This window comes from Parapedobacter koreensis (assembly GCF_900109365.1).
GTDB lineage: Bacteria > Bacteroidota > Bacteroidia > Sphingobacteriales > Sphingobacteriaceae > Parapedobacter > Parapedobacter koreensis.
Genome location: NZ_FNZR01000003.1, coordinates 372,919 through 398,420, shown reverse-complemented (window position 1 = coordinate 398,420; position 25,502 = coordinate 372,919). Strand labels below are relative to the sequence as shown.

The following is a 25,502-nucleotide window of genomic DNA, read 5'->3' as shown; positions in this document are numbered from 1 at the left end:
TAAAGAGGTTATAAAACTATAACGTTTCGTGTTTCCGGTGGGCACGCTCCCAAACAGCACTTTGCCGTCCGTTGAGGTACCTCACAATTCCGGCGAGCACGGCATAATTCATCACGCAGAAATAATACGGTACGAACGTTGCCTTTATTTTCAACGCTTTCCTTTCGAGCAGGAACCCTATGCATGCTAATGTATAAAAAAACAGCTGCCCATAAAACAGGACCGTGTATAGGTCGCCCGCTCCTTTCAGGTATAACATGCCGTTGCTGACAAAGACAAGGGGTAGCAATACCGGCGTAATGGTCCACCGCAACACCCGATGGCTGATGTATTGGAATGTCAGCACCGGATTGGTGAATGGGTTCAACAATCCCTTGAGCCGCACGATGGATTGGATTCCCCCGGCTGCTATCCGAACCTTCCGCTTCAACTCTTCTTTTACGTTTTCTGAAGCCATCTCCGTTGCGTAGGCCTTGGGGTCATAAACCACGCGGTATCCTTTTTCAGCGATCCGCATGGATATCATGAAGTCGTCCAATATGGTGTCCGGCGGTACCGCCTCATACAGCTTGGTGCGGATACTGAAGAGTTCTCCGGCGCTCCCTACAACGGAATACCATTCGGAATCCCATTTTTTCAGCGTAGATTCATATTTCCAGTAGAAGCCCTCCCCTGCCGCACTCGCATCTGCCTCTTTGCCCGAATATACCCGCTTCTCGCCCGCCACGGCACCGATCTTCCCGTCTGCATAATGTTTGGCTATTTCCATAAGGGCATCGGCATTGAGCAAGGTGTTGGCATCCGTAAAAACGACGATGTCAGTCGTGACCTGCTCCATGGCGCGATGAATGGCCGCAATCTTGCCTTTACGTTCGTCGGTATGCAGCAGGTTGACCTGTGGGTATTTGGCAATGAGCAGGGGGCATTCGTCTGTAGACCCGTCTGTCACGAAAAAATAATGAAGCTTTCCCTGTGGATAGGCTAAGGCCAGCGTATTGGCTATCTTCGCTTCGATGATGGCCGCTTCATTGTAAACAGCTACCACCACGGAGCACGAAGGAAGGCTGCTTGGTTCGGTGTATGGAACATGCCGTTTTCCGCTTAGCCGTCTTTTGACGGCCACCAATGCATACAGTACAACGCCATAACCGATATAGGTATAAACGATAAGAAATAGGCCGATCCAAAAAAAATATTCCATCAATCCATAACAAAACCAGCGCGAATGTATGCAATTATCGGTTTCATTGGCCCCCAAAGCCCCCTGCTTATGCCACTAAAATTCCAATCCGTAGCTTTTTTCCGACACCAGTACCTGCCAAGCGGCCCTGTCCATCTCGAAGGTAAGATCGGCTGCTTTCAATTCAGCCAATGGCACCCAGCGGAACACTTGGTCCGGCTCTTTTCCGGCTTCAAAATCAAAGCGTTTTTCACTGAACCGGCAGACAAAGGGTGCTAGGTTTCTCACCAAGTAATAAACCCCGATAACCTGGCTGTCGCTGAATGCGGATTTGAAGAAAACATCCGTTGTATGGATATGGCGCAGGATTTCGATGTTTGTTCCACATTCCTCCATAAACTCCCGGCTGAGCCCTTCCAACAGTCCCTCGCCATATTCGAGCCCACCACCGGCAAATTTACTGAACTCCATGCCGTATTCCCGTTCATCGCTGATCAGCACTTCCTGCTTTCCATTAATCAGGATGCCATATACCCGTATACTAAAGTTATTCATCGTTAAGCTTGACCATTACCATTTTTTGCAAACAAGAAGGGGCTTCATCCGTTATTGATTTAAGGATTAAAACGCCCAAAAATACGCTTTAAAATATGATTCTTGTCATATTTTAAATATAATCGGATTGTTAAAAAAAGATTATCAGCGTATTTGACTACCTTTGCAGGAAATATGCAAACACTAACACAACAGATACCCGAAGGATCACGAAAGGAAGTAATGGCGTATTTGGAGCCATTCATGCTCAATGAAATGAGTGAGTACCTGAAGCCCGTGGAAGAAATGTGGCAGCCTGCCGATTTGCTACCCGACGCTTCACGGGATACTTTTTTCCGGGAAGTCAAAGAATTGCAGGAAAGTGCACGGGAATTATCCTATGATTTAGTGGCCGTACTGATTGGCGACACCATTACCGAAGAGGCGTTGCCTACGTATGAATCCTGGCTGACCATGGTGGAAGACGTCAACAAAAATGAACAAGGCGGCTGGATGAAATGGGTACGGGCGTGGACGGCCGAGGAAAACCGCCACGGTGATTTGCTGAATAAATACCTTTACCTCTCCGGACGCGTAAACATGCGTGAAATGGAGATATCTACCCAATACTTGCTCCAAGACGGCATCAATATCGGCACGGGCAATGACCCTTACCGCAATTTCATCTATACATCGTTCCAGGAACTGGCCACCAATGTATCGCACAGGCGCGTAGCAGGATTTGCCAAGAAGGATGGCGACAAACTGCTGGCCAAAATGTGCGGTGTCATCGCATCTGACGAGGCACGGCACGCCAAGGCCTACATGTCATTTATCTCCAAAGCTATGGAAGTGGATCCCAGCGAAGTCATGTTGGCCTTTGAAGACATGATGCGCAAAAAAATCGTGATGCCCGCCCATTTGCTGCGCCAATCGGGTGAGCCCCAAGGTGAAGCTTTTGCCCATTTTTCCGATGCTGCCCAGCGGCTTGGTGTGTATACGGCGGTGGATTACGTAGATATTCTTAAGGAACTGCTCCGGGAGTGGCAGGTAGAGTCTATCCGGGAGCTTAATGAAGCCGGTGAGCGCGCAAGGGACTACCTGATGCGGCTGCCTGATCGGTTGCTGCGCTTGGCCGACCGGATGAAAATACCGGAAAAAAGTTATAGCTTCAAGTGGATACACGCCTAATGGGTTGGGCACGCATTACCCAACCAATTTGCTCAGCTTGAGGTACCCCGGATGCAGCTCATCCGGTGTTCCCTGTTCGATTTTCTCGATCACCAACGTATACCGCTCTTTCAGGTGCGGGGCAAGTACATCCCCTATTTCATAGACATCGTCTACATCGATGCCATATTTATCATCGATATGGGAGGAAATGTTATGCTTCCAAAACGTCTGTTCTTTGGCTTGCTTGATTGCCCCGGCGGCATCCGCAGCGATGGAGAGGCATTTATAATGGTATTCTTCGAAATCACCTTCCTTGTAGCCGCCCAGGTTTACGAAAAACAACTTCGGTGATCCCCCGAGCTGCGATGCCTCGTCCTTGGGGATGGCGGTAATGGTATATCCATCGACAAAGCGAACCGTCCGCCAGGCGTCGATATGGATTTTCCCTTGGGCTTCGGGCCAAAAAGCGTTGATATCCGGCACCAAATCACTCAATGCAGTTCCGATTCCGAAAAAAACATCGTGTTGCTCCGTGTGCCTGCCTTCCGGTTTGCACCCCAGCAGCAACATGTATAGCGTGGCATCCATGGGTGAAAATACTATCTTTGTCGTAAAGATAAAAAAACCAACGCATGAATGCCATAAACTTACTCGTCATTGTGTCGCTTTTCCTTTCCGTTTCTTCTTGTGCCGATCCAACGGCAACGGATTCAAGCGCCCCCGCCACGCCAGAAGCAGCCATCAGGGCTTCCATGGAAAAACAGGAAAGCGCATGGAATAATGGAGACATCTACGCCTTCATGGAAACCTATTGGCACCATGATAGCCTATTGTTCGTCGGAAGCAAGGGCCCCGTATTTGGCTGGCAAAACACCTTGGACCGTTATACCAATACCTATCCGGATACCGCAGCCATGGGCAAGCTTCATTTTGACATTTTGCAGGTGAAACAGCTATCGCCCACCCATTGCTTTGTGCTCGGCAAATGGCAACTCACGCGGACTGTCGGAAATGCCTCGGGACATTTCACGCTGCTGTTTGAAAAGATCGAAGGCGAATGGGTCATTGTAGCCGACCATTCGAGCTGACGGGGAGGAACACCTCGGCTATCATGCAGCGGGCGCTGCCGCCGCCATGGCGCTCGATGGTATCCAGCGGCGCGTGGATAATCGGGTTGAACGCCACCAACCGCTCCACCTGATCCGGGCGCAACGCCTCATATGCACGTGACGACATGATTAGATAACGCTCGCCCTCCCGGTTTTCAACTTGCAACATGTTGCCCGCGAACGCATCCATCTGTGCTGAAGTGATGGGCAGGATAGCCTTCCCCGAGCCTTCCAAGGCCTCTACAACAACCGTCCTATCCACCGCTGCAATGCTTTCCAAATTGACTACCGCATAGTCATCCGCCACGCACATCATCACGTTGGTATGGTATATCGGCATTCCCCGGCTGTCGGTTGCATCAAACATAACCGGACGGTAGCCCATCTGCCCGCAAAAATCCAACAACAGGGCTTCGTCTGTACGGGGAGAGCGGCAGGCGTAAGCGATTTTATATACCCGATCCAGCACCATGCTACCTGTTCCCTCAAGGAACCGCCCTTCCGTTTCATGTCCGGTGTAGTCCACCCGGTGGCGGACATGGAATCGGTTGCCGATTTCATCAAGCACCTGCTGCTTCCGTTCCAAGCGCCTGTTTTCGGCAAACATCGGATACAAGACGACGGTGCCATCCTGGTGGAAGGAAATCCAATTGTTCGGAAAGATACTGTCCGGTGTGTGCGGATAGGCCGTATCCTGCACAACCAGCACGTCGATACCGTGGCTACGCAGCAGCCCCACAAACGTATCAAATTCCTGCACAGCTTTTTGCTGGATCGCTTCGCCATTTTCCGTTGCGGGCTGCTGGAATGCATTGTTTACGGCGGTCTGTTCGTTGTAGCCGAAATGCGCCGGGCGGATCATTAATAAGGTCATTCGTCTCGCAATAAAGGCATGCTCATGCAATGAAAACCGCCCCGTGCACGGGACAGCTCCGCTGACGGCATCAGCACCAATGTGTCATTCAACGCATCAACGGACAGCCTGCCCGCCTCCAAATCGGCCAGCAACGTCCGCACATCCACGATGTCGAAACCTGCCATCCGGAACGCTTCCGTGGTACGGTCATTCCGGTCGTAGCCCAGCACCACACCCTCCCGGAGGGCCAATAAATTGCAACTATCTGTCCACTGCTCACGTGCATCGTATGGAAACTCGTCGTTGCCCGATAGGATAATCCGCACATCTTCGGCAGCACAGCCCAAATCCGATACGCTTACATCGATAAGCAAATCTTCGAGGCTTTCAAAGAAACGCGGGTGCGCCGTATCCGCTTTTTCAAACTGGATGATTTCCAGCCGGTCTGCCTTATGCGTTTGGATACGTAATGCACGATGGATATCGTCTGTCTGCAATCCTTTGGTACGCTCGCGGGAAAAGTCGCCCAGCATCACCCATACGTCTTTCTTTACTTGCGTAAAGACCGTATCAATGTGCATATAATCCCGTTTATTGGGAATCCTCACGATGGTCGCTTTGCTGACAACACCCCGTTCAAACAAGTGGGCAACCACTTGTGCGGCGGCTTCCCGGCTGGTGCGTTCGCTCACTCCAACCAAGATGTGATCCTTGCTCACCACCATCACATCGCCCCCTTCCAGCGTCACTTTTTCTGCTGCCGAATCTTTGGGCAATAAAAAATGGTGCTGGGTATCTGTCAATTCGATAATCCTATCCCTATATCCGGCAAAAATCGGATGGTGGTAGAAAATATATTTGGCAATCAGCGCTTCCCGTTTCCGGGCTTCTTTTTTTGGTTTATTGAGCAAAATGTGATTATTGATGACGATGCCGATGTCCCGCGTGAAAATGAAATTGGGAATCGGTGGGAAGATAAGCACCGTTTCGTTGTAGGTGCCACTGAAGAAAACCCTCGCCAATGCCGCCGGAGTGTACCCCATCATTTCCTGCTGGATTTCGTAGCTGCACGCCTCGATAGCGCAAACAGAAGCGACAAGCTGGCTCTTGATCGACGGACTTTCCAGTATTTCGGTAAGCAGTACCTGCAATTCGATTACTTTTTCGGAATGGTAAAAAGCCCGATGGCCGGGTTTATAAAAAGCCCGCTCGCTTGCCGGATCATCGATGTGGGCCAAACGGCCCTTGATTTTCCTTTCATCTAAAAAATACAGCAGCAATTTAACGTAATAGTCGTATTCATTGCGCCGGATGGTATCCAGGTGCACAATGTCTTCAAACAGCCAGTCTTGCGCCTTGGAAGGAACGACCTTGCCCAATCCACTATCCGGGCTGTGCACCAACACGCGCCGCAATCTACCCGTTTCAGAGGTTACTTGTATGCTATCATCTACAGCCATATCAATCTTCAAAAATGGCAATATACAAATTTCAACGGGTGCTGGAAAGCACTTAGCCAATGAACGCTTCGATTTCCTGGATGATGCGCTGCGCGATGGCCAGCGCCCCTTCCGGTGTCGGAGCCTCGGAATAAATCCGGATGATCGGCTCGGTATTGGATTTCCGCAGATGGACCCATTCCTGCTCAAAGTCAATCTTCAGTCCATCAATGGTACTATGGGGTACATCGTTGTACCGCTCTTGCATGGCGGCCAATAAGCCATCCACGTCCAGATCCGGGGTGAGTATAATTTTATTTTTGGACATGTAGTACGGTGGATATCCGGCACGCAGTTCTGAAATACGCTTGCCGCTTTTAGCCAAGTGGGTGAGGAAAAGTGCTATCCCAACCAGCGCATCGCGGCCATAATGCAACGCCGGATAGATGACGCCGCCATTGCCCTCACCGCCGATCACGGCACCTACTTCTTTCATTTTGGTGACCACATTGACCTCGCCCACGGCGGCGGCATAGTATTGCCCCCCATGCTTGACCGTGACATCACGCAGGGCCCTCGTAGAGGACAAATTGGACACCGTATGCCCGGGGGTATGCTGGAGCACATAGTCACTTACTGCTACCAACGTATACTCTTCGCCAAATAGCGTCCCATTTTCCATCATGAAACAGAGCCTATCTACATCAGGGTCTACTGCAATCCCCAAGTCGGCACCTTTTTCGACGACGAGCGCGGCTAAGTCGGTTAAGTTTTCAGCGAGGGGCTCCGGATTATGCGGAAAATCACCATTCGGCTCGCAGTAGAGCGGGTATATCGTTTCTACACCAAGCGCTTCCAAGAGTGCCGGTACGAATATCCCCCCCGTTGAATTTACGGCATCCACCGCTACCTTGAATCCCGCCTGCCGTATCGCTGCAGCATCAACCAAAGGTAGCGCCAGCACTTGGTCAATATGTCGCTGCAAATAACCATCCGTATAGGCCACCGAGCCCAGTTGGTGCACGTCTGCAAAATCAAAATCCAAGGTTTCTGCCAGTTCCAGCACCTGCTGTCCCGCCGCATCATTGATAAATTCGCCACTCCCGTCTAGTAATTTAAGTGCATTCCATTGGATAGGATTGTGGCTGGCCGTCAGGATGATCCCCCCACCGGCCCCCTCTTGGGGTACCGCTATTTCAACCGTGGGCGTCGTAGACAATCCCAGATCAACCACATCCATGCCGATGCTTTGGAGCGTACCAATGACCAGGTTGCGCACCATCTCGCCGGAAATACGCGCATCGCGGCCGACGACTATTTTGTTGATACCTGTCTTTTGCCGGATAAACTGGCCAAACGCGGCAGTAAATTTTACAATATCAACCGGAGTAAGTGCTTCTCCCGGTTTCCCTCCGATGGTACCACGGATACCCGAGATGGATTTGATTAATGTCATTTTCTTGTTTTTTAGCTACTGTCTGTTTGCTACAAATGTTTATTTTCGAGGCGATAAAATTAGGAATATTGTGCTGTATTTTTTAATTGTCAGGCGTATCATTGGAAATCCAAATTTATTTCTACTTTTGTTGCAACTTTGTTTAATTTAAATGATCGATCAACTCATCTCCATAGATCAAGAAGCTTTTTTAGCTATCAACCAAGGGTGGAGCAATGCATTCTTTGATTGGCTGATGCCGGTATTGCGCAATCCGTATACCTGGGCTCCCTTGTACCTCTTTATCATTATTTTCTGTATCAAAAACTACAAAAAAAAAGGGGTACTCATTGTTTTCCTCATCTTGATCACGTTTGGCATCGCAGACGCGCTTTCTTCTTCCGTGATTAAAAAATCCGTCCAGCGGGTCAGGCCATGCAATGACATCGAGTTTAAAGAAGAAGTGAACATCCGTGTGCGGTGCGGTAGCGGGTACAGCTTTACCTCGTCGCATGCGGCCAACCATTTTGCCATCGCGATGGTTCTTATCCTAGTTTTTTACCGTCGCTGGAAGCCCATCCTATGGCTTGGGCTTGCTTGGGCCGCAATCATCAGCTTCGCCCAAATATACGTGGGAGTACACTATCCATTGGATATTCTTGGCGGCGCTATCCTTGGCTGCCTAGTCGGCTGGTGCACCGGCCTGATTTTCCGTTTCATAACCCCCAATCCCCTACCGGCAACTAATATATTATGAGTACTGCGTTGATTATTGCTATTTTATTTGTTTCCGCATTTGCGAGCGGCGTATCGGTATTTTTTGTAAAACGTGATAATACCAATGCACTGAAGCTCATCCTTTCCTTTAGCGGTGCTTATTTGTTTTCCATCACGGTATTGCACCTTATTCCCCAAGTATACCATACACACAGTTCGTCCGGCGAATACATTGGTCTATTTGTGCTCCTTGGCTTTCTTTTCCAATTGGGTTTGGAGCAATTTTCCCATGGCATTGAGCACGGGCATATCCACCACTTGCACAAGCCGAGCGGCGCATTTCCTTTGGGAATCATGATCAGCCTGTGTTTACATGCGTTTTTGGAAGGGATGCCATTGGCTTCCCACCACCAAAATGAGCTTACCTTCGGGATTGCTTTGCACCACATTCCTGCGGCTTTCGCATTGGGTAGCCTCTTGTTGCACACTTCCCTTTCCAGGCAGTATATCATCTCATTGTTGGCGGTGTTTGCTGCGATGACACCTTTGGGTTACCTGGTCAGCCAGGCTATCAGCATTGGTGAAATCGGCCACATCGAGCAGTATTTCGATCGGATCATGGCCGTGGTTATCGGTATTTTCCTCCATATTTCCACAACGATTCTTTTTGAATCGGGCTCTGCGGACCATCACAATTTCAACAGGAGGAAAATAATCGCTGTGGCTTTGGGGATTGCCATTTCCCTCGTAAACTTCTTATTTGACCCACATGTGCATTGATTAACCGGCAGCCGGCGGCCGGTATCCACGCAGCCGATCAAGCAATTCATTAAGAATCCGGCATTCGTCCTCGCTGATATTTTCTTGGAGGATATCCATCATCAGCATATTGTCTTCCAATTCGGCCAAGGTATCAAGTCCCTTTTGGGTAATCATGACGTCTACAGCCCGCCGATCCCTATCGCAAACACCCCGGGTGACCATCCCTTTGCTCACTAGACGGTCGATGATACGCGATACATCGGGCATCTTGTCCAGCATCCGTTCTTTCAGCAAGCTGTTCGTAACCGGGCTGGGATGCTGGCCTCTCAATATCCGCAAGACATTAAACTGCTGCAAGGTAATCTGCTGCGCATTTGCCCGCTTTTCCAAAATGCTCGTAATCCAATTGCTGGTGAATACGATGTTGATCGTCGCCTTCTGCCGTTCATTACGGAACTTCCGCGTTTGAATCTCGTCTTCGATTTTCATTTTTGAATAATTATTGATTTATTGTTTATTCCTCAACGGCATCAATGAGAACGCTTTACGAACTGATGGGAGCATGGTCCAATGTTTTCATCAACTTCAAAAACAGGGTCACAGCCTTCTTTTTCTCTTCATTATATTGATAGTCAATATGCTCCATGAGGTACTGACGATAGTCAAAATCAAGCCTGGGAGGAAGTTGTCCGATGATCACATCCCGGTGGGCCAATCCATAGGAAAGGGCTACATTAAACGCGTGCACGAACGATGGTTGCAGCGGTTTATTAGCCACCCAAGCAGCAAATGTAAAGGGCAATCCTGTAAATTTCTGCCAGTACAATGCCAAATCATAAGCATAGGAATGCGCCTGCTGTTTCCCAAACGTGCGATCACCAATTTCCACATAAGCATCCGCCGCCCCCTCGGCCAGTATCGTCACGTCCCGCTTCCAATAATGGCGCAATAACACTTGCGCCAAGCCATTTGAGGTCCTCGACTGGCTGTCTAACCGAATCGTATCCACTTCGCCAATGGGCTTTTCGCTGAAAATGAAAACGGAATTGACCGCGCCTGTCGCGCCCAGGCAATAATCGGAAATAATCTCGGCATTGGGCAGATCAAGCAAGGCCGCCACGGGGACAATGCCCAGGTCGGCTTCATCGTGGATTAATTTATGCGCACACATACTCGGCACGTCCAGGCTAAGCGCGATCTGGTCGATGACCGCCGAATGCTGCAGCCCATAAATAAACGGCAACGTATTGGTATAAGATACCGCAGAGACTCTCACTTTTTCCATGTATACCTTTGTTCTAATTATTCCGTAAGTAACCCGTCCAAATGCTGGATATTATACGCATCTTCTATGGCGAACCCGCGCCCATCGTATAACACTTTATAGAGCGCCGTATTGGTGTGCGGAAAGTCATCCATTAATGCAATATCCCGGTTGATCAGCAAACATAGGAATACACGCATGGCCCTGCCATGCATGCATACCAAGACCTTTTTCTCTTCCGGGGTGGCAATGATGTGGCTAAGTGCCCGGCGTTGCCTTGCTGCCAATTGGTTGGGCGTTTCGCCACCTTCTACACAGACATCCAATTCGCCGTCGCGCCACCGCATGATGAGGTCGGTAAAACCTTCCATGATTTCCGGGGTCTGCTCCTTGCCTTCGTACATCCCCCATCCGATCTCATCAAGTCCATCCAATTGCTCCATGGGTATGCCTTCTTTCAGGAATGGCGCTACGGTTTGATGCGTGCGCAGCAAGGTAGATGTATATATTTTATTAAAACGCTCGGCCTTATAATGGGCATAAAACGCTTCGGCCTGCTTCCTCCCCATCTCGTTCAATGGCGAATCAACACCCCGCCCTTGCACAATTCCCTTCAGGTTGAAATCGGTCTGGCCGTGGCGGATAATGTAAAGTAATTTTTCCAAGAAGTATACTGCTATTTATCGTTCAACACCGGTAATTGATAATACCTTGATTGTTTATTGGATTGGTCCTCGTCGAAGGCCACGTCTTTGTAGTCCGTAATCACCCGGTAAAGGGTATCCCTTTCAACGGGATGCCGGCCAGCATTCCGAATCAGCTCAACCAGTTCCCGCGTGGTCATTGCCGGATGCTGTTCTTCAGCACCAGCCATGGAATAAATTTTCGTGGTATCATCCAACGTCCCGTCGATATCGTTTACGCCGTAGCCCAATGCCAATTGGGCCGTTTCCCGGCTAATCATTGCCCAATAGGCTTTGATATGGGGGAAATTATCCAAGTAAATGCGGCTAATCGCATAGTTGCGCAGGTCCTCGATGACGGTAGCTTCCGGCACGTGCGACATTTGGTTGTCCTTATTCCTGAATTTGAGCGGAATGAATGTTTGAAACCCGCCCGTTTTATCTTGTAGCTGCCGAAGCCGCTCCATATGGTCTATGCGATGCCAGTACTGTTCGATATGGCCATATAACATGGTGGCATTGGAATGCATGCCCAACTGGTGCCATACTTCATGGATCTGTAGCCATTGCTCAGCATTGCATTTATCTTTGGCTATTTGATCCCGGATCTCCGGATGGAAGATTTCCGCTCCGCCGCCCGGCATGGAATCCAGCCCGGCATCCTTCATCATGGCCATGCCTGTGGCGTAGTCTATCTTCGCTTTTTTAAAGATGTAGTGATATTCCACTGGCGTAAGCGCTTTCACATGGAGATTCGGACGATGCTGTTTTATCGCCGTGAACAATTCCATGTAGAATGCCATATTGTATTGGGGCAATACACCACCCACAATATGAACTTCCGTCACCGGCTCGGCATCATACGATTTTACTTGACCAAGCATCTCATCCATGGTGGCTTCCCAGCCATCATCCCGCTGTTTAATCAAACGGGAATACGAACAGAACTTGCAATCGTATACGCATAGGTTGGTTGGCTCGATGTGAAAATTGCGGTTAAAATAAGTGGTATCTCCATGCCTTCGCTCCCGCATAAAATTTGCCAGTACCCCCAAGTACCCCAAGTCGCCGCGTTCGTACAAAAGCACCCCCTCTTCTTCCGTAATCCGTTCGCCGGCATATACCTTATCGGCTATTGCTTTCAATGCACCGTCAAGGTGCTTATGCCCAAGGAGGAAAGTAAGTTTTCTTTCAGCATCCATATCCAGAAATCTAAAACAACAAACTTAGGCAAAATTGCGTTTATTTACAACGTAACCCCTATAATTCGGGGCATCATTCGCCAAACTGCTGCATATCAATTAATTTTTTATAGAGCCCATCCTTAGCCAGCAATTGCTGGTGCGTACCTTCTTCCACGATGTTGCCGGATTCGAGCACCACAATCTTATCTGCATTCTGGATGGTGCTCAACCGATGCGCGATGACCAGTGTCGTACGGTTTTCCATCAGTTTGCCCAACGCTTCCTGCACCAGCTTTTCAGATTCGGTATCCAATGCAGACGTTGCTTCGTCGAGCAGCAGAATCGGTGGGTTTTTCAGTACGGCGCGGGCAATACAAATCCGTTGGCGCTGGCCACCGGACAGCTTAATGCCCCGGTCACCAATATAGGTATCATACCCTTTTTCGGTCTCCAGGATAAACTCATGTGCATTGGCAATTTTGGCAGCCGCCATTACATCATCCAAATGCGCATTTTCGGTTGCAAATGCGATGTTGTTATATATCGTATCGTTAAATAAAAACAAATCCTGATTGACCAATCCAATTAGCGCACGCAAATCATTCGTCTTCAATTCTTTTATATTAACGTCATCAAGTAATACCTCACCTTCCTGCGCATCCATAAACCGGGGTATCAAATCCATCAACGTTGATTTTCCGCCACCCGAGGGCCCTACCAATGCGACGGTTTTGCCTTTGGGGATATCGAGGTTGATGTTTTTTAAGACTTGCCTATCCCCGTATGCGAAACTCACATTGGCCAGCCGCACACCTTGATTGAAAGCCGTAATGCGTCGGGCCGACGGAGCATCAGGCAATTCGTTCTTTTGGTCAATCAAGTCGAGCACCCGCTCGCCAGCCGCTATCCCGGAATGAATATTGGCAAACGAATCCGTAAGTGCCTTGGCGGGGCGCATGACCTGTGAAAACAAGGCGATATAACCGATAAATGCCGCCGCAGACAATTCGCCGGAACCGCTTAATACCAGGTTACCGCCATAAAGCAGTACCACGGCAACCATCGCAACGCCTAATAGCTCGGATACCGGGGAACCCAATTGCTGCCGCCGCACCATCCTTCTGCTGATTTTCGAAAGCAGCACATTTTCGTCATTGAATTTTTTCTTGATAAAGGCAGTTGCGTTGAAGGCTTTGATGATCTTCACGCCAGACAATGCTTCATCCAGGTAAGCGATCATGTTGCCATAGACCTGCTGTGCTTGTACGGCTTGCGCCTTTAGCCGCTTTACGAGCCTGGAAATGAGAAATGCCGACAACGGGATAACCGCAACAGCAAACAAGGTCAATTCGGTAGAAATCAGAAATAGTGCTACAATGTAAAATACCAGCGTAAGCGGCTCCTTAAACACGACCTGCAAGGTGCCGGTAACCGAAAATTGCACAACCTGTACATCCGATGCAATCTTCGATATGATATCCCCTTTGCGTTGATTGCTGAAATAACCGACATGCAAATCCATCACATTGTCGAAGACCGCCCGCCGCAGATTCAACAGCGTATGGATACGGAGGTTTTCCATGACACGCTGGGATAGATAGCGAAAAAGGTTGCTAAGAAATACGGAGATAACAATAATCAAACAAACCCGCCTCAAAGCCTCATAAGGGCCATACAGCAAACCCGCCTGCGTAGCGTAATAATTGAAATTTTCCGTCATATCATACCAGTGCTCCGGCTTTGCTACCTCGGCTGCAGATTCTCCGGTATTAAACAATGTTTGCAACAGGGGAATGACTAACGCAAGGTTTAATACGCTGAATACCACACTCAACAACGTAGTAAGGACGTAAGGAATCGCAAATTTTTCAATGGGTTTGGCGTATGAAAGTAATCGAAAGTATGTCTTCATCAAGCACTAAGCAAGCGGCAAAGTTACCAAAAAAGAAAAGCTGACCGAAAAATACGGACTTAATTATTGGATGTATTTATTTATTTTAGTCGCCTAAAAGTAAAAAAATGCAAATAGAGGTTGCTAAGCGGATCCAACATACGGAGGAATACTACTTTTCAAGGAAGCTACGGGAAATCGACGCATTAAACCAGGCCGGAACAAAAGTGATTAATTTGGGCATCGGAAGTCCGGATTTACCACCCCATCCGAGTGTCATTGAGACGCTCCATGCCTATGCGGAGATGCCGACTAGCCATGGGTACCAAAATTACAAGGGAATACAGCCGCTACGGCAGGCGATTGCCGATTGGTACCAGCGGTATTACGGTGTATCGCTAAACCCCAATACCCATGTGCTTCCACTGATTGGCTCCAAGGAAGGTATCGTCCATATTTGCATGACTTACTTAGGAGAAGGCGACGTAGCACTTTTACCCAATCCCGGATATCCGGCCTATGCTTCTGCCGTGCGGTTGAGCGGGGCCATCGGCAGGCCTTACAAGCTGACTTCACAAACTAATTGGTTGCCCGATTTGGATGCATTGGCCAAAAGCGATCTCAGCCGTGTGAAAATGATGTGGCTCAATTATCCGCACATGCCCACAGGTGCCGCAGCGCCGGACACGTTCTTTAAGGAAATCGTAGCGTTTGCAAAACAATACCAAATCCTGCTTTGTCACGACAATCCGTACAGTTTCATCCTTAATGACCATCCCCAAAGCCTATTGGCTGTCGATGGGGCCATGGATGTCGCTATTGAGCTCAATTCATTAAGCAAATCATCGAATATGGCGGGTTGGCGTATCGGCATGCTTATCGGCGCTGAAGAACGCATCAATGAGGTTATCCGGTTTAAGAGCAACATGGATTCGGGCATGTTTCTTCCTGTGCAAATGGCAGCCACGCAGGCCTTGTCGCTGGAGCCTACGTGGTACCATGAATTAAACAAGACCTACAACAGCAGGCGGGAAAAAGTATACCAACTGCTGGACGCACTGAAATGCACCTACGACAAACAGCAAGTGGGCTTATTTGTATGGGCCAACGTGCCATCCACCTATGCCGACGGCTATGCCCTGAGCGATGAAATCCTCCAAAAGTCCCGGGTATTCATCACCCCCGGTGGGATTTTCGGAGATGGCGGCAATGCCTATATCCGGGTGAGCCTATGTGCAACAACAGCCGTGCTGGATGACGCATTGGACCGTATCGAACATGCACCAATAAGCCTATGACGTATTCCATAAATCATATACGCAAGTAGAAAATGAATGTAGCCATTGTTGGCGTGGGGCTCATTGGAGGATCCATTGCCATCACCCTTAAGGAGAAAAAAGTAGCCACAAAGTTTGTGGGCGTGGATAAAAGCGAGGGCAACCTGAAAAAAGCAATACAGCTGGGGTTGGTCGATGAAGGCATGACCATCGAAGAAGCCCTCGACCAATGCGACGTCATCTTCCTCACCATCCCTGTCGATGCTATATTGACGTTGCTACCTTCCCTGCTCGACCGGGTGACGAACCAGGTGATTATCGATATGGGGTCTACCAAAGAGCGGATATTAGCACAAGTAGCAGACCATCCCAAACGCGGGCGGCTGGTGGCGGCCCACCCGATGGCAGGCACGGAATATTCCGGCCCCGAAGCTGCTGTCCCCAACCTGTTCAATGACAAGATGATGGTATATGTGGACGCGATGGATAGCGACGAAGATGCGTTTGAGACGGTGGAAGCCATTACCGAACAATTGGGCATGCGAACCACCTTTATGAACGCCCACGAGCATGACGTACACACGGCATACGTATCCCACATTTCGCACATTACGTCCTTTGCATTGGCGCTGACGGTGCTGGAAAAAGAAAAATCGCAGGGACGGATTTTCGAGCTGGCCGGTTCGGGATTCGAATCCACCGTGCGGCTCGCGAAGAGCTCGCCCGATATGTGGACACCGATTTTCAGGCAAAACCGCGACAACGTGCTGGAAGTATTGCAGGAACATATCAAGCAGCTCCAACATCTCAAAGATGTATTGGACAACGAAGACTATGACACGTTTTACAAACTGATAAAAAAGTCAAACAAGATCCGGAAGATTTTGAAATAGATCGCCCTTCTTCCTGAAAATCAACAAAGGGCAGCCGAATCCGGCTGCCCTTTTCAATGTTAGGTTTGATATAAATGGTTTAATATTCCAATACGGTGACTTCCGTCCGCCGGTTTGCCTGGTGCTCTTCTTCCGAGCATTGGACGCCATCTGCACAACGGTTGATCAGCTTGCTCTCGCCATAGCCCTTCGCGACCATCCGATCCCGTGCTATGCCACGGCTCACCAGGTAGTCTACCGCAGCCTGCGCCCTGTGCTGAGACAGCACTTCGTTGTATGCATGGCTGCCACGACTATCGGTATGGCTGGATAGTTCGATTTTCAAGGTCGGATTATCCCGCATCGTGCGCACCAGCTCATCCAATATGATTGCCGCATCCGGGCGGATATTGTATTTATCAAAATCGTAATAAATATTTTCCAGTTCAAAGGTCTGCCCTACCTGGAATACAGGTTCCAATAGGAGCGCAACCTCCAGGGTGTCCGATTGCGTAATTCCCATTGTACTTACCTTGGCCGAATCCGCATGATAGCCCGACTTTTGTGCCAATACCGTATAGGCGCGGTCACGCTCCAATTCAAACTCAAAGGTGCCTGTATTGCTGCTGTTCAATTTGGCAATAATCTTCCGCTGGCCATCATAAAGTGTCACGGCTGCCGCAGGCAACCGTTCGCCCGTAGCTTTATCGGCGGTAGTACCCTTCAGGATGATGATAATTTTCGGTTTCTCAAACGAAAATGAATAGATGTCATCCATCCCTTTCCCCCCCGGCCTATCGGAAGAAACAAATCCACGGAAACCTTCTTCATCTTCGCTGTGGACAATGTAAGCGAAATCGTCTGCCGCACTATTAACCGGGTATTTCAGGTTTTCAGGAGCTGTCCATGAAGCCTTGCTACCCACCGCCTTAAACACGTCGAGCCCGCCCATTCCTACCAGACCATCGCTCGAATAATAAAGCGTGCCATCGGGGCCGATATTGGGGAACAGCTCATTCCCTGCGCTATTGATGGATTCCCCGGCATTGACAGGAGTTCCCCAACTCCCATCGGCTTGCCGTTCGCTGTACCAGATATCCGTACCGCCATGGCCTCCGGGCATATCCGAGACAAAATAGAGGATATTGTCATCCAACGACAACGCGGCATGCCCCACTGAATAGGCCGTGACCTTGTTATAGGCAAACGGCTCTTCCACCCATGTGCCATTCACATTTTGATAGCTATACAGCTCCAGTTTATTGGTACGATACTTATATTCGCCTATCTTTTCCAATTCGCCCTCCTTGCCAACGTGCGTACGGGTGACAAAGCGTGTATTTCCATCCTTCGTTGCCGTAAGGGGCCCCACATGGTACTTGGCGTCATTGATGGCCGTTTCAGCGAGTGTAGGGCTACCCAACATCCCGCCCGACGACAATGGTGCTGTATACACGCGCAGGAACGCGTTGCCTGTCCAGCCGTAGGTATCCGAAAATGTACCGCCGGCAGGTTCCCCTGCATAGTACACGTTTTCGCCTTGTGGAAAGACTGAAAATTCGGCATTATCTGTATTCACGTCGGCCTCGTTATGCAGCCGGTGCAGTGTGGGGTGAGCCATCCAGTTCAATGCGGAATCACATCCGATAATTTCCAGGGCAACCCGGGAAGTATCGCCGGTTTTGGTGGCATAAGTCTCCAATTGTTCTTTTGCTTCCGCATACTTTCCATTGATTTTGAGCACTTCCCCATAACGAAGGAAGTGTTCTGGCTGGACACCTTCATGTCCGGTAAGCCGCGCATACCAATTTTCCGCAGACTCGTAGTCTTTCATCTTGAGGTAACTATCGGCAAGGCGCTCCAAATCTTGTACGCGCGGACGTTGGCTATCGACAAGCCTGGCATACAGCTTCACCGCATTGGCATACTCAAACCGCTTGTACAATTCATCTGCCCGATCCCGGAGATTAGGTTGTTCCTGGGCTATCGCGCTATTGATCAATAACATCGACATACCCACCAGCAAGCCTATGTAATTCTTTTTCATATCTTTTAAGATTAAAAGGAAGATGTTTTATTAACTTTTATACCTGATATTCTGAATTCCTATCTGATAACCTGTTGATTAGAAGAACCTCGGGCTTAATATCCGCTGTGCTTTAGATCCAAAAGTGACGCCCAGTGTCACCTCATGCGATCCATTGCGGACATTCGACAGCCTGCTTATAATATGGTCATAGGAATAGCCTATCCGCAACGCTTCGGTGACGTAGATTTGCGTGACAGCCGAAAACGAGTTCCGCCCACTCAAGCTATTTCCACTTATCCGGTTATATTCCCGTTCGAAAACAGTCACCCCGGTACGCCAGCCACCACCAAGCCAAAACCGATCACCGAAAATAAACATCGCATTCAAGTCTAAACTGGTCGGCCCTTTAAAATCTTCTTTTACCAATAAGCTGGGGCGGAGTTTCAGGCCCGGTGAAAGATCGAACAATGCCCCCCCGATAACATACAGGTGGCGCTTGCGGCGGATATTATCCGTCGTGGTATTGTCCCAGCGGAAAATGTTATTGGTCTGGTCTCCGGATAGCATATCCATCACGGATACACCGGCATACCATTTGGGATTGTAGTAATACACCCCGAAACGGAGATCCGGTATCCAACTGCTTATCTTGCCCGTAGGAACTATCTGATCGCTCCCTTCAATCGGATCAAGCACTGTACCATCAAGGCTGTACTGCGTCGCACCAGCGCCGATGCCGAAACTCAACCGCTGTGTGTCCTCCTCATTCAACCGCAGGCGGAAGGCATAATTCGCATACATCGAAGTGGCCGATTGCGGCCCCAAATTATCTGCCGTGAGCTGCAGCCCCACTCCATGGCGCTTGGTGATGGGATCTGCGATGCCATCAATGGACAACAAACCCGTCTGCGGCGCGCCTTCCAATCCCACCCACTGGCCCCGGAGTCCCAACTGGCCGAACCATTCTTCTTTGTACCCTGTATACGCCGGGTTTACACTCATTGAATTGAATATATACTGCGTAAATTGGATATTTTGTTGGCCATGGGCCTCCCAAGCCATCCCCATGCTGACTACTAATATCGTTAATCTTATAATGCGCTTCATAGTTTTATTTTTAGATGTTATATAACGTGCCTCATTGTGTTATTAATATTTGCCGATGCCTGATGTTACTGCCGTTTGATAAGCACCCAACCGGTATACCGTTCCTGGCGTCCGCCGACATGGCCAATGATTGAATAATAGTAGGTTCCTTCATTCAGCCCTTGTCCATCCCAGGTATTCCGGTAGTTCGTGTTGCGGTAGACTTCATTGCCCCAGCGATTCACCACCGTGATCTCCATGCGGTCGAAACCTTCTATGCCAAGGATTTGGAATACATCGTTTCTGCCATCGCCGTTCGGTGTGAATACGTTCGGAATCTTAAACGGAAGAGCATCGACAGTGACTGAAATGGTCGCCGCGTTGGATACCAAGCCATTTTCATCACTCACTTCATAACGCACCGTACTTGTACCGATAAAGCCTTCAGCCGGCACAAAGGTTACCCCTCCTTGCGCATTCACTTCATAACGGCCTTCACCGGGAATGCTTACTGCGCCTAACCGATTGTCCGTTGCATCAATCAGCCGCACGGTACCCGGCACAATCGGGCTACTTCCCACTTGATCATTTCCCAATACCGCAATGGTGATTGCCTGCCCATAAGGTGTCGTCGCGTTGTCATCCACAGCAGTCGGTGCGATTTCCGCAGCAACCCCTTCGACAGTAACCGTGATGGTTGCTTCGTTGGATACCAGTCCATTTTCGTCTTTTACCGTATACTTCACCGTGCTGGTACCAACAAATGCATCCGTAGGCGTAAACTGTACTTGGCCGTTTTCATCTACGCGGTACGTACCTTCGCTGGCGATTTCCAATGTGGTGACCAAGCTGCCCGTACCGGGTTCTACCAACCGTACCGTTGCGGGTGCCAATGGGCTGCTACCGGCTACATCGTTGGCCAATACATCAAGGACAATAGGTTCGCCCTGATTCGTGCTTCCTTCATCATCATGAGCTGTAGGCGCTACTTCTTCCGTTCCTCCCCCTTCGACAGTAACCGTGATGGTTGCTTCGTTGGATACCAGCCCATTTTCGTCTTTTACCGTATACTTCACCGTGCTGGTGCCAACAAATGAATCCGTAGGTGTAAACTGTACTTGGCCGGTTTCATCCACGCGGTACGTACCTTCGCTGGCGATTTCCAATGTGGTGACCAAGTTGCCCGTGTTGGGCGTGACCAGCCGCACCGTTGCGGGTGCCAAAGCACTGCTACCAGCTACGTCATTGGCCAATACATCAAGGACAACAGGTTCGCCCTGATTCGTATTTCCTTCATCATCATGGGCAGTGGGCCCTACTTCGTCATCCGTAGTAACGGCCATCAATCCGAAATCAAGCGTCAAATCAGCTGGAGCTGCGGATGACAGTGCTGTCGTACGTTTCGTATCATTGGTGATTTCGACCGAGGTTTCCGCCCGTGCAGCCAGCATGGATTCGAGTACACCATGTGTCAACAACTTGTTGATGTATCGATGGCCATCAGCGGATTGGAACCCACTGTCGCCAACCAACATGCCTTGAACAACATGATTGTTATGCCGTAGTTGTGAATAGTTCAAGGCCAACTGCATCCAGTTATAGTTATTAAATGTTTCCGCAAAGGCAATTGCATTCCCAGCCGCATCATACGTCTTCACTTTTCCGGAAGCAGCGATGTTGATGGCATTATTAGCCAATTCATCATCCATCACCAACTCTACCTCGAACTGGCCATAAAGCGGAGCGCCATTCACCACGGGCCAGTGCCGCCAATACCCGAGGTAACCGATAATGACTTCTTCCCGGTATCCATTGGGTCCGGAGACGAATATATTTGGCAAAGAAGCCAGGTTGCCTACGCCACCTTTATTCAACTCCCCTTCATTCTCGGGGCCATCCCAGCGGCCATCCCCATTCAAATCCATCCATTCCCATGCAGCATAGTCAATGGATCCATCCGCTCCCGGATCGGTGCGATCAACTTTTCCATTGTCATTGGCATCCCACCATTCATTATCAACCCCGTCGCCGTTTGTATCATACCACACCAAGTCGCCAAGCACAGGCAAATCAGATGCTCCATAAGGAAAATCATGCAGTATCGGAACGCATGTTTCAATGGTTATGAAGAACAAGGAAGAACTTTCTCCCGCAGGATACAAGCCGCGCGCGGCATTTAAATTGGCATCCTGCACTTGCAGCAAGTAACTGCCTGGCTTCATGCCTTCGAACGTAAAACGTCCGTCCGCTTGCGTAACCCGCATCAGTACATTTCCGCCCGTATCTCCCTGCGGAATTAACGTCACGGGCACGTTGGCCAATGGGCTGTCGCCGTTGTCTATATTAAACACCGTGCCGCTAATCCAGGTTTGATCGTTACATACGATTTCGACCGTGACGATAGCCTCGTCCAACAAATCCGTATCGCCTTTATCTGTAATGCGGTATTTCAGCTGATAGGTACCAACAGGGGTGCCTCGTGCAACATCCACGCTGCCTGTTTCGGTATCCAACGTCAAATAGCCGTTCGGTTCAGGCGTTACGACACTGATCGTCACCTGGCTTATCGTAGCTGCTTTACCATCCAACACATCATTCGTCAGCACATTGATGGCGTCTACGCGGCCATTGAAATCATTCAATTGGCCGATATGGTCATCAAGGGCGTCAATCGAGTGTACAGGTACTTCAACCTCTGGCTCTTCAGGCTCTTCCGGGTCTACACCGATTACCGTTGCTACGTTGCGAATCTGGTCAACACCCGTAAGATCCGCTGTGACCACTACGGCAAAACTTACCTGCCGGCTCTCGCCAAACGGCACGTCGATCGTCCACGTCAGCTGATCACCATTGATGGTAGCTCCCTCGCTCGCACTGCCTGCCTTATAGGTTGTATTGGCCGGGATATTATCAACTACCGAGATGCCATTGTAGTCAACGTTGCCGGTATTTTCGACCGAGATGGTATAGACCAATTCATCCCCCGCAGTGACCCGCTGTTTGTCCGTTGTTTTTCTACTCACGAATAGCTTTTCCGGATCGGTGTCAATCACCACCGTTGGCGTCTGCGTTTCCAGTTCTTCACCCGTGATGAGCGCTGTATTTGCTACCTGGGAAATGCCCGTCAAATTCTCGACAACCTTGACAACGAAGGAAACGGTCATGCTTGATCCAGCCGGAATAGTCACATCGTTCCAGACGATTTCATTTTCCGTATTTGAATAATCCCCATCAGTCGCATTGCTAACGTATACCGTATGTTGAGGGATTACGTCGACGATGGCTATAGTCGCACTTTCATTCGTATTATTTGTTACCGTGATGGAATATGTCAGTTGCTCCCCGGCTTGTGCCAGCCCATCGTTGTTGGCATCCACAACCTTCTTCTCGCTGGTGAAGTTGCAATTGTCATTGACAACGATCGTGAGGACATCCGAAACCCCATTGCCGGGGCATCCCCCCTCCCCATTTGCGTAGGCGGTCACACGGTAATACGTTGTTTGCGCCAATCCACCCGTAAATAATGTCGCACCGGATTGTCCGTCAATGACCTCCCAGTCCGTTTGGTTGGTCGACTTTTCCCATTGATAGAAATAGGTTTGACTATCATCAACGCCGTTGGTCACATTGGCAACCAACACGGTAGACTGTCCTTTACATAACTCACGTTGCCCGTCGTTGTCCTCAAACGAAAGAGTAGGCTGATGCTGATAGACGCGCAATATGCTCGATTCCGAGGCCACACGGCAGTTTTTATTCGTCAATGTCGACGGATCGCCAGCTACGATAACCCGGTATTCATAGTTGTCATCATCCAGTGTGACGGACGGCAGCGTGAATACAGCTTCTTCCGTGCCAGTGGTCGTCTTCAGTTCTCCTACGTTTTCATAATCGGCACCCAGCGGATCATTGCCCTCTGCAATGACTTTCCGGCGCTGTAGCTGAAAATAGTTCGTTGGATAAGCGCTTCCATCCAATACCTTGGCACGATAGGTCGCTGGTGATCCAACGCAAACTGCTCCGGTATGATCAGCAACCAACGAAATGGGCGGCCCCATAGGCCGAAAAGAGATGTCATCAATCGCCAAATCGTTGCCGATTTCCTGCGCAAGCGCATTCCGGATTTGCAGCCTGATTTTCCCCACACCAGCAGGCATGACGAAATCCATCTTTACCTCTTTCCATCGGTTGACGGGGATTACATCTTGATTGCCGCTTGTGTAAGTAGCTAATAACCCTGTAGGAGAACTTTCGCCATTGTATAGATCCCCGTCGTATATGTTGAATGTCACACTCGGTTTGGCGTGCCCTTCTGAATTAATATCTTTTATCCAAACAGAAAACTGGAACTTGGTGCCTGCGCACAGCCCTTCAATCTCCCGATCAAAATAAAGTGTCGTAGACACATTGGCATCAACCAGCAACATAAGCCCTTGCTCGTTTCCGGTGTGATCCCTGCCACTGTAAAAATAGGGGTTTCGATACCCTTGAGAATTGGTAGCAATAGCATATGACCCGATGACCAGCCTTTCATTGCTGATATAACGCGGGCCCCAATTGTTGTCTTGGCCCCAGCCGTAAGCGGATGGGGGATTAGAAGGGTTATAAAAAAGCAACGAGCTGATGTAAGGCAGCGGTTCTTTCTTAAAATAAATACCATCCCAAAGGGTGCTATTGCCGTCCGATCCCACAGTTGCCTGGCCAAAGTCCTCCTTAAAGATATTGTCGCCTAGGCTGGCCTGCTGACCATACGTTTTATCCAGCAGGCTCAGCAGGATAAATACGAAAACCAAGAGCTTGGTTCCAATACCGCGTAAAAGTTTATTTTCCATATTTTTATAAGCTGAAGTCATCTCAAAACGCGCGCTATGGTCATTAGAGGCACGAGCTAATCCACGAAAACCGTAGTGATCACATAATTGAAGTTTCTCAGTGCATCTGAAATTGGAAGCAATTCCAGGTTGCTTGGTTCCCAAACTCATGTCTTAAATAAAATTAATAGATGTATGTATCAACTGTCTGATAAGCGCGTCCAATCAGACACACAAAGAGAATGATTAATCATACGACCATCAATTTTGTGTATATGAACGACAGGAAAATGTATGTAAACAGTAAAGGATGTAGGTGAAACACTACAGCATAGTGTGGCAGCACGCCATTGGGAGCATTATTTGTAGCGCTGCCACAAGGAAATAAGATCAGCTATTGCCTTGACATTGGTTTTTTTGAAGACCCGTTTTTTGTAGGTGCTGATGGTGGTCTCCTTTAAGTTCATCCGCTTGCTGATCTCAATTAACGGAACACCTTTTATCAGCAAATCGGCGATTTGGGCCTCACGGTTGGACAGTAGGCCAAACGGGCTCCACTTAAGGGGCTCCTGCTGTTGCGCCGCCGCGGAAAAATCGTTTTCACCTTGAAAAATTTCACCATTTAACGCCGCTTCAATGGCTTGAACGATGCTATCGACATCTGCATTTTTGGTCAAATATCCGTTGATGCCAAACGCAAGATATTTAGGCCCATAGATGGTTTCGTCCAATTCCGAAAATATCAGTATACGTGTTTTGGGACTGATAGATTTAATGTGCTCTACGGTACCCAATACATGTGCGCCGCCACCAATCTCTGCATCCAGGACAACCAAATCGTATTGTTTTTTTGGCAAATCGCTCAGCGTTTCCTGAAAATTCTGTGCTTCGCCAATGGCCGAAAACGGAAAATGCTGCTGCACGAGCCATTTCATCGCTATTCCTACAATTTCATGGCAATACGTCAAAAAAATATTGCGCCCTACGTTTGTCAAGCTACTAGCCATGGTATAAGATAAGAGATTCCGCTATTAATTCATGGTCAAAGTTAGGTGGTTAGGTAGCTTTCAGAAAAACAATGCGTGTAAACAACAAAAAAATGTATATAAACGACAAAGACAAAAAAAACCGCGCCTTTGGGAAGCGCGGTAAAAACAAAATGTTTTTTATCAACCTAAACCTAAATCATTTAACGTGACT

At 49.1% G+C, this 25,502-nt stretch carries 21 protein-coding genes; 6 read left to right on the top strand and 15 right to left on the bottom strand.

Annotated features, from left to right (window positions below; all coding sequences use genetic code 11):
• Window positions 1-16: 16 nt before the first annotated feature.
• Window positions 17-1,201: a glycosyltransferase family 2 protein gene (locus BMW65_RS09480; RefSeq protein ID WP_090604872.1), complete on the bottom strand. Its 1,185-nt coding sequence runs from the start codon at window positions 1,199-1,201 to the stop codon at window positions 17-19.
• A 75-nt stretch (window positions 1,202-1,276) separates the two neighbouring features.
• Entirely contained in the window at window positions 1,277-1,735 is a 459-nt protein-coding gene (locus BMW65_RS09475) for an NUDIX domain-containing protein (protein WP_090604871.1), read from the bottom strand.
• A gap of 174 nt (window positions 1,736-1,909) precedes the next feature.
• Between BMW65_RS09475 and BMW65_RS09470 the strand changes: the two genes are divergently transcribed.
• Complete coding sequence (locus BMW65_RS09470; RefSeq protein ID WP_090604869.1) at window positions 1,910-2,905, top strand: acyl-ACP desaturase; 996 nt, start codon at window positions 1,910-1,912, stop codon at window positions 2,903-2,905.
• A 15-nt stretch (window positions 2,906-2,920) separates the two neighbouring features.
• Here BMW65_RS09470 and BMW65_RS09465 read toward each other — a convergent pair whose 3' ends face one another.
• Complete coding sequence (locus BMW65_RS09465) at window positions 2,921-3,475, bottom strand: DUF1543 domain-containing protein (RefSeq protein WP_090604868.1); 555 nt, start codon at window positions 3,473-3,475, stop codon at window positions 2,921-2,923.
• 44 nt (window positions 3,476-3,519) lie between these two features.
• Between BMW65_RS09465 and BMW65_RS09460 the strand changes: the two genes are divergently transcribed.
• Window positions 3,520-3,975 carry a YybH family protein gene (locus BMW65_RS09460; protein WP_090604866.1) on the top strand — a complete coding sequence of 152 codons (456 nt, stop codon included), beginning with the start codon at window positions 3,520-3,522 and terminating at the stop codon, window positions 3,973-3,975.
• Here the strand turns inward: BMW65_RS09460 and ctlX are convergent.
• The 3 genes from ctlX to glmM are packed head-to-tail and all read right to left on the bottom strand — an operon-like array spanning window position 3,950 to window position 7,747.
• A complete protein-coding gene (gene ctlX, locus BMW65_RS09455) occupies window positions 3,950-4,870 on the bottom strand; it encodes a citrulline utilization hydrolase CtlX (RefSeq protein WP_245747583.1) in 921 nt (306 codons plus the stop codon). The genes BMW65_RS09460 and ctlX overlap by 26 nt on opposite strands.
• Entirely contained in the window at window positions 4,867-6,312 is a 1,446-nt protein-coding gene (locus BMW65_RS09450) for an arginine deiminase family protein (protein WP_090604865.1), read from the bottom strand. Before BMW65_RS09450 ends, ctlX begins: the two co-directional genes overlap by 4 nt.
• Window positions 6,313-6,364: 52 nt before the next feature.
• Window positions 6,365-7,747: a phosphoglucosamine mutase gene (gene glmM / locus BMW65_RS09445; RefSeq protein ID WP_090604863.1), complete on the bottom strand. Its 1,383-nt coding sequence runs from the start codon at window positions 7,745-7,747 to the stop codon at window positions 6,365-6,367.
• Window positions 7,748-7,898: 151 nt separating this feature from the next.
• Between glmM and BMW65_RS09440 the strand changes: the two genes are divergently transcribed.
• Window positions 7,899-8,483 carry a phosphatase PAP2 family protein gene (locus tag BMW65_RS09440; RefSeq protein ID WP_090604862.1) on the top strand — a complete coding sequence of 195 codons (585 nt, stop codon included), beginning with the start codon at window positions 7,899-7,901 and terminating at the stop codon, window positions 8,481-8,483.
• Window positions 8,480-9,223 (top strand): ZIP family metal transporter, encoded by a 744-nt coding sequence (locus BMW65_RS09435; protein WP_090604860.1) that lies wholly within the window; start codon window positions 8,480-8,482, stop codon window positions 9,221-9,223. The genes BMW65_RS09440 and BMW65_RS09435 overlap by 4 nt, the downstream gene beginning before the upstream one ends.
• Here the strand turns inward: BMW65_RS09435 and BMW65_RS09430 are convergent, their stop codons facing one another.
• The 5 genes from BMW65_RS09430 to BMW65_RS09410 form a co-directional block, all read right to left on the bottom strand.
• The gene (locus BMW65_RS09430; RefSeq protein ID WP_090604859.1) at window positions 9,224-9,694 is read right to left on the bottom strand and encodes a MarR family winged helix-turn-helix transcriptional regulator; all 471 of its coding nucleotides are present in this window, start codon (window positions 9,692-9,694) and stop codon (window positions 9,224-9,226) included.
• 55 nt (window positions 9,695-9,749) lie between these two features.
• The gene (locus BMW65_RS09425) at window positions 9,750-10,490 is read right to left on the bottom strand and encodes a menaquinone biosynthetic enzyme MqnA/MqnD family protein (RefSeq protein ID WP_090604857.1); all 741 of its coding nucleotides are present in this window, start codon (window positions 10,488-10,490) and stop codon (window positions 9,750-9,752) included.
• A gap of 17 nt (window positions 10,491-10,507) precedes the next feature.
• Window positions 10,508-11,134, bottom strand: coding sequence for a histidine phosphatase family protein (locus BMW65_RS09420; protein WP_090604855.1), 627 nt, complete (start codon window positions 11,132-11,134; stop codon window positions 10,508-10,510).
• A gap of 11 nt (window positions 11,135-11,145) precedes the next feature.
• Window positions 11,146-12,354, bottom strand: coding sequence for an aminofutalosine synthase MqnE (gene mqnE, locus BMW65_RS09415; protein ID WP_090604854.1), 1,209 nt, complete (start codon window positions 12,352-12,354; stop codon window positions 11,146-11,148).
• 73 nt (window positions 12,355-12,427) lie between these two features.
• Window positions 12,428-14,248 carry an ABC transporter ATP-binding protein gene (locus tag BMW65_RS09410; protein WP_090604852.1) on the bottom strand — a complete coding sequence of 607 codons (1,821 nt, stop codon included), beginning with the start codon at window positions 14,246-14,248 and terminating at the stop codon, window positions 12,428-12,430.
• Window positions 14,249-14,355: 107 nt separating this feature from the next.
• Here BMW65_RS09410 and BMW65_RS09405 point away from each other — a divergent pair, with 107 nt between their 5' ends.
• On the top strand, window positions 14,356-15,525 hold the full coding sequence (locus BMW65_RS09405; RefSeq protein WP_090604851.1) for a pyridoxal phosphate-dependent aminotransferase: 1,170 nt from the start codon (window positions 14,356-14,358) through the stop codon (window positions 15,523-15,525).
• 32 nt (window positions 15,526-15,557) lie between these two features.
• Window positions 15,558-16,397, top strand: coding sequence for a prephenate dehydrogenase (locus BMW65_RS09400; RefSeq protein ID WP_090604849.1), 840 nt, complete (start codon window positions 15,558-15,560; stop codon window positions 16,395-16,397).
• A gap of 79 nt (window positions 16,398-16,476) precedes the next feature.
• Here BMW65_RS09400 and BMW65_RS09395 read toward each other — a convergent pair whose 3' ends face one another.
• From BMW65_RS09395 to BMW65_RS09380, 4 genes are all read right to left on the bottom strand, one after another.
• On the bottom strand, window positions 16,477-18,423 hold the full coding sequence (locus BMW65_RS09395; RefSeq protein ID WP_090604848.1) for an OmpA family protein: 1,947 nt from the start codon (window positions 18,421-18,423) through the stop codon (window positions 16,477-16,479).
• Between the two features lie 78 nt (window positions 18,424-18,501).
• Window positions 18,502-19,473 (bottom strand): PorP/SprF family type IX secretion system membrane protein, encoded by a 972-nt coding sequence (locus tag BMW65_RS09390; RefSeq protein WP_394332217.1) that lies wholly within the window; start codon window positions 19,471-19,473, stop codon window positions 18,502-18,504.
• Window positions 19,474-19,577: 104 nt separating this feature from the next.
• The gene (locus BMW65_RS09385; protein ID WP_177181068.1) at window positions 19,578-24,323 is read right to left on the bottom strand and encodes an Ig-like domain-containing protein; all 4,746 of its coding nucleotides are present in this window, start codon (window positions 24,321-24,323) and stop codon (window positions 19,578-19,580) included.
• 338 nt (window positions 24,324-24,661) lie between these two features.
• Window positions 24,662-25,309 (bottom strand): LuxR C-terminal-related transcriptional regulator, encoded by a 648-nt coding sequence (locus BMW65_RS09380; protein WP_090604843.1) that lies wholly within the window; start codon window positions 25,307-25,309, stop codon window positions 24,662-24,664.
• Window positions 25,310-25,502 lie beyond the last annotated feature (193 nt).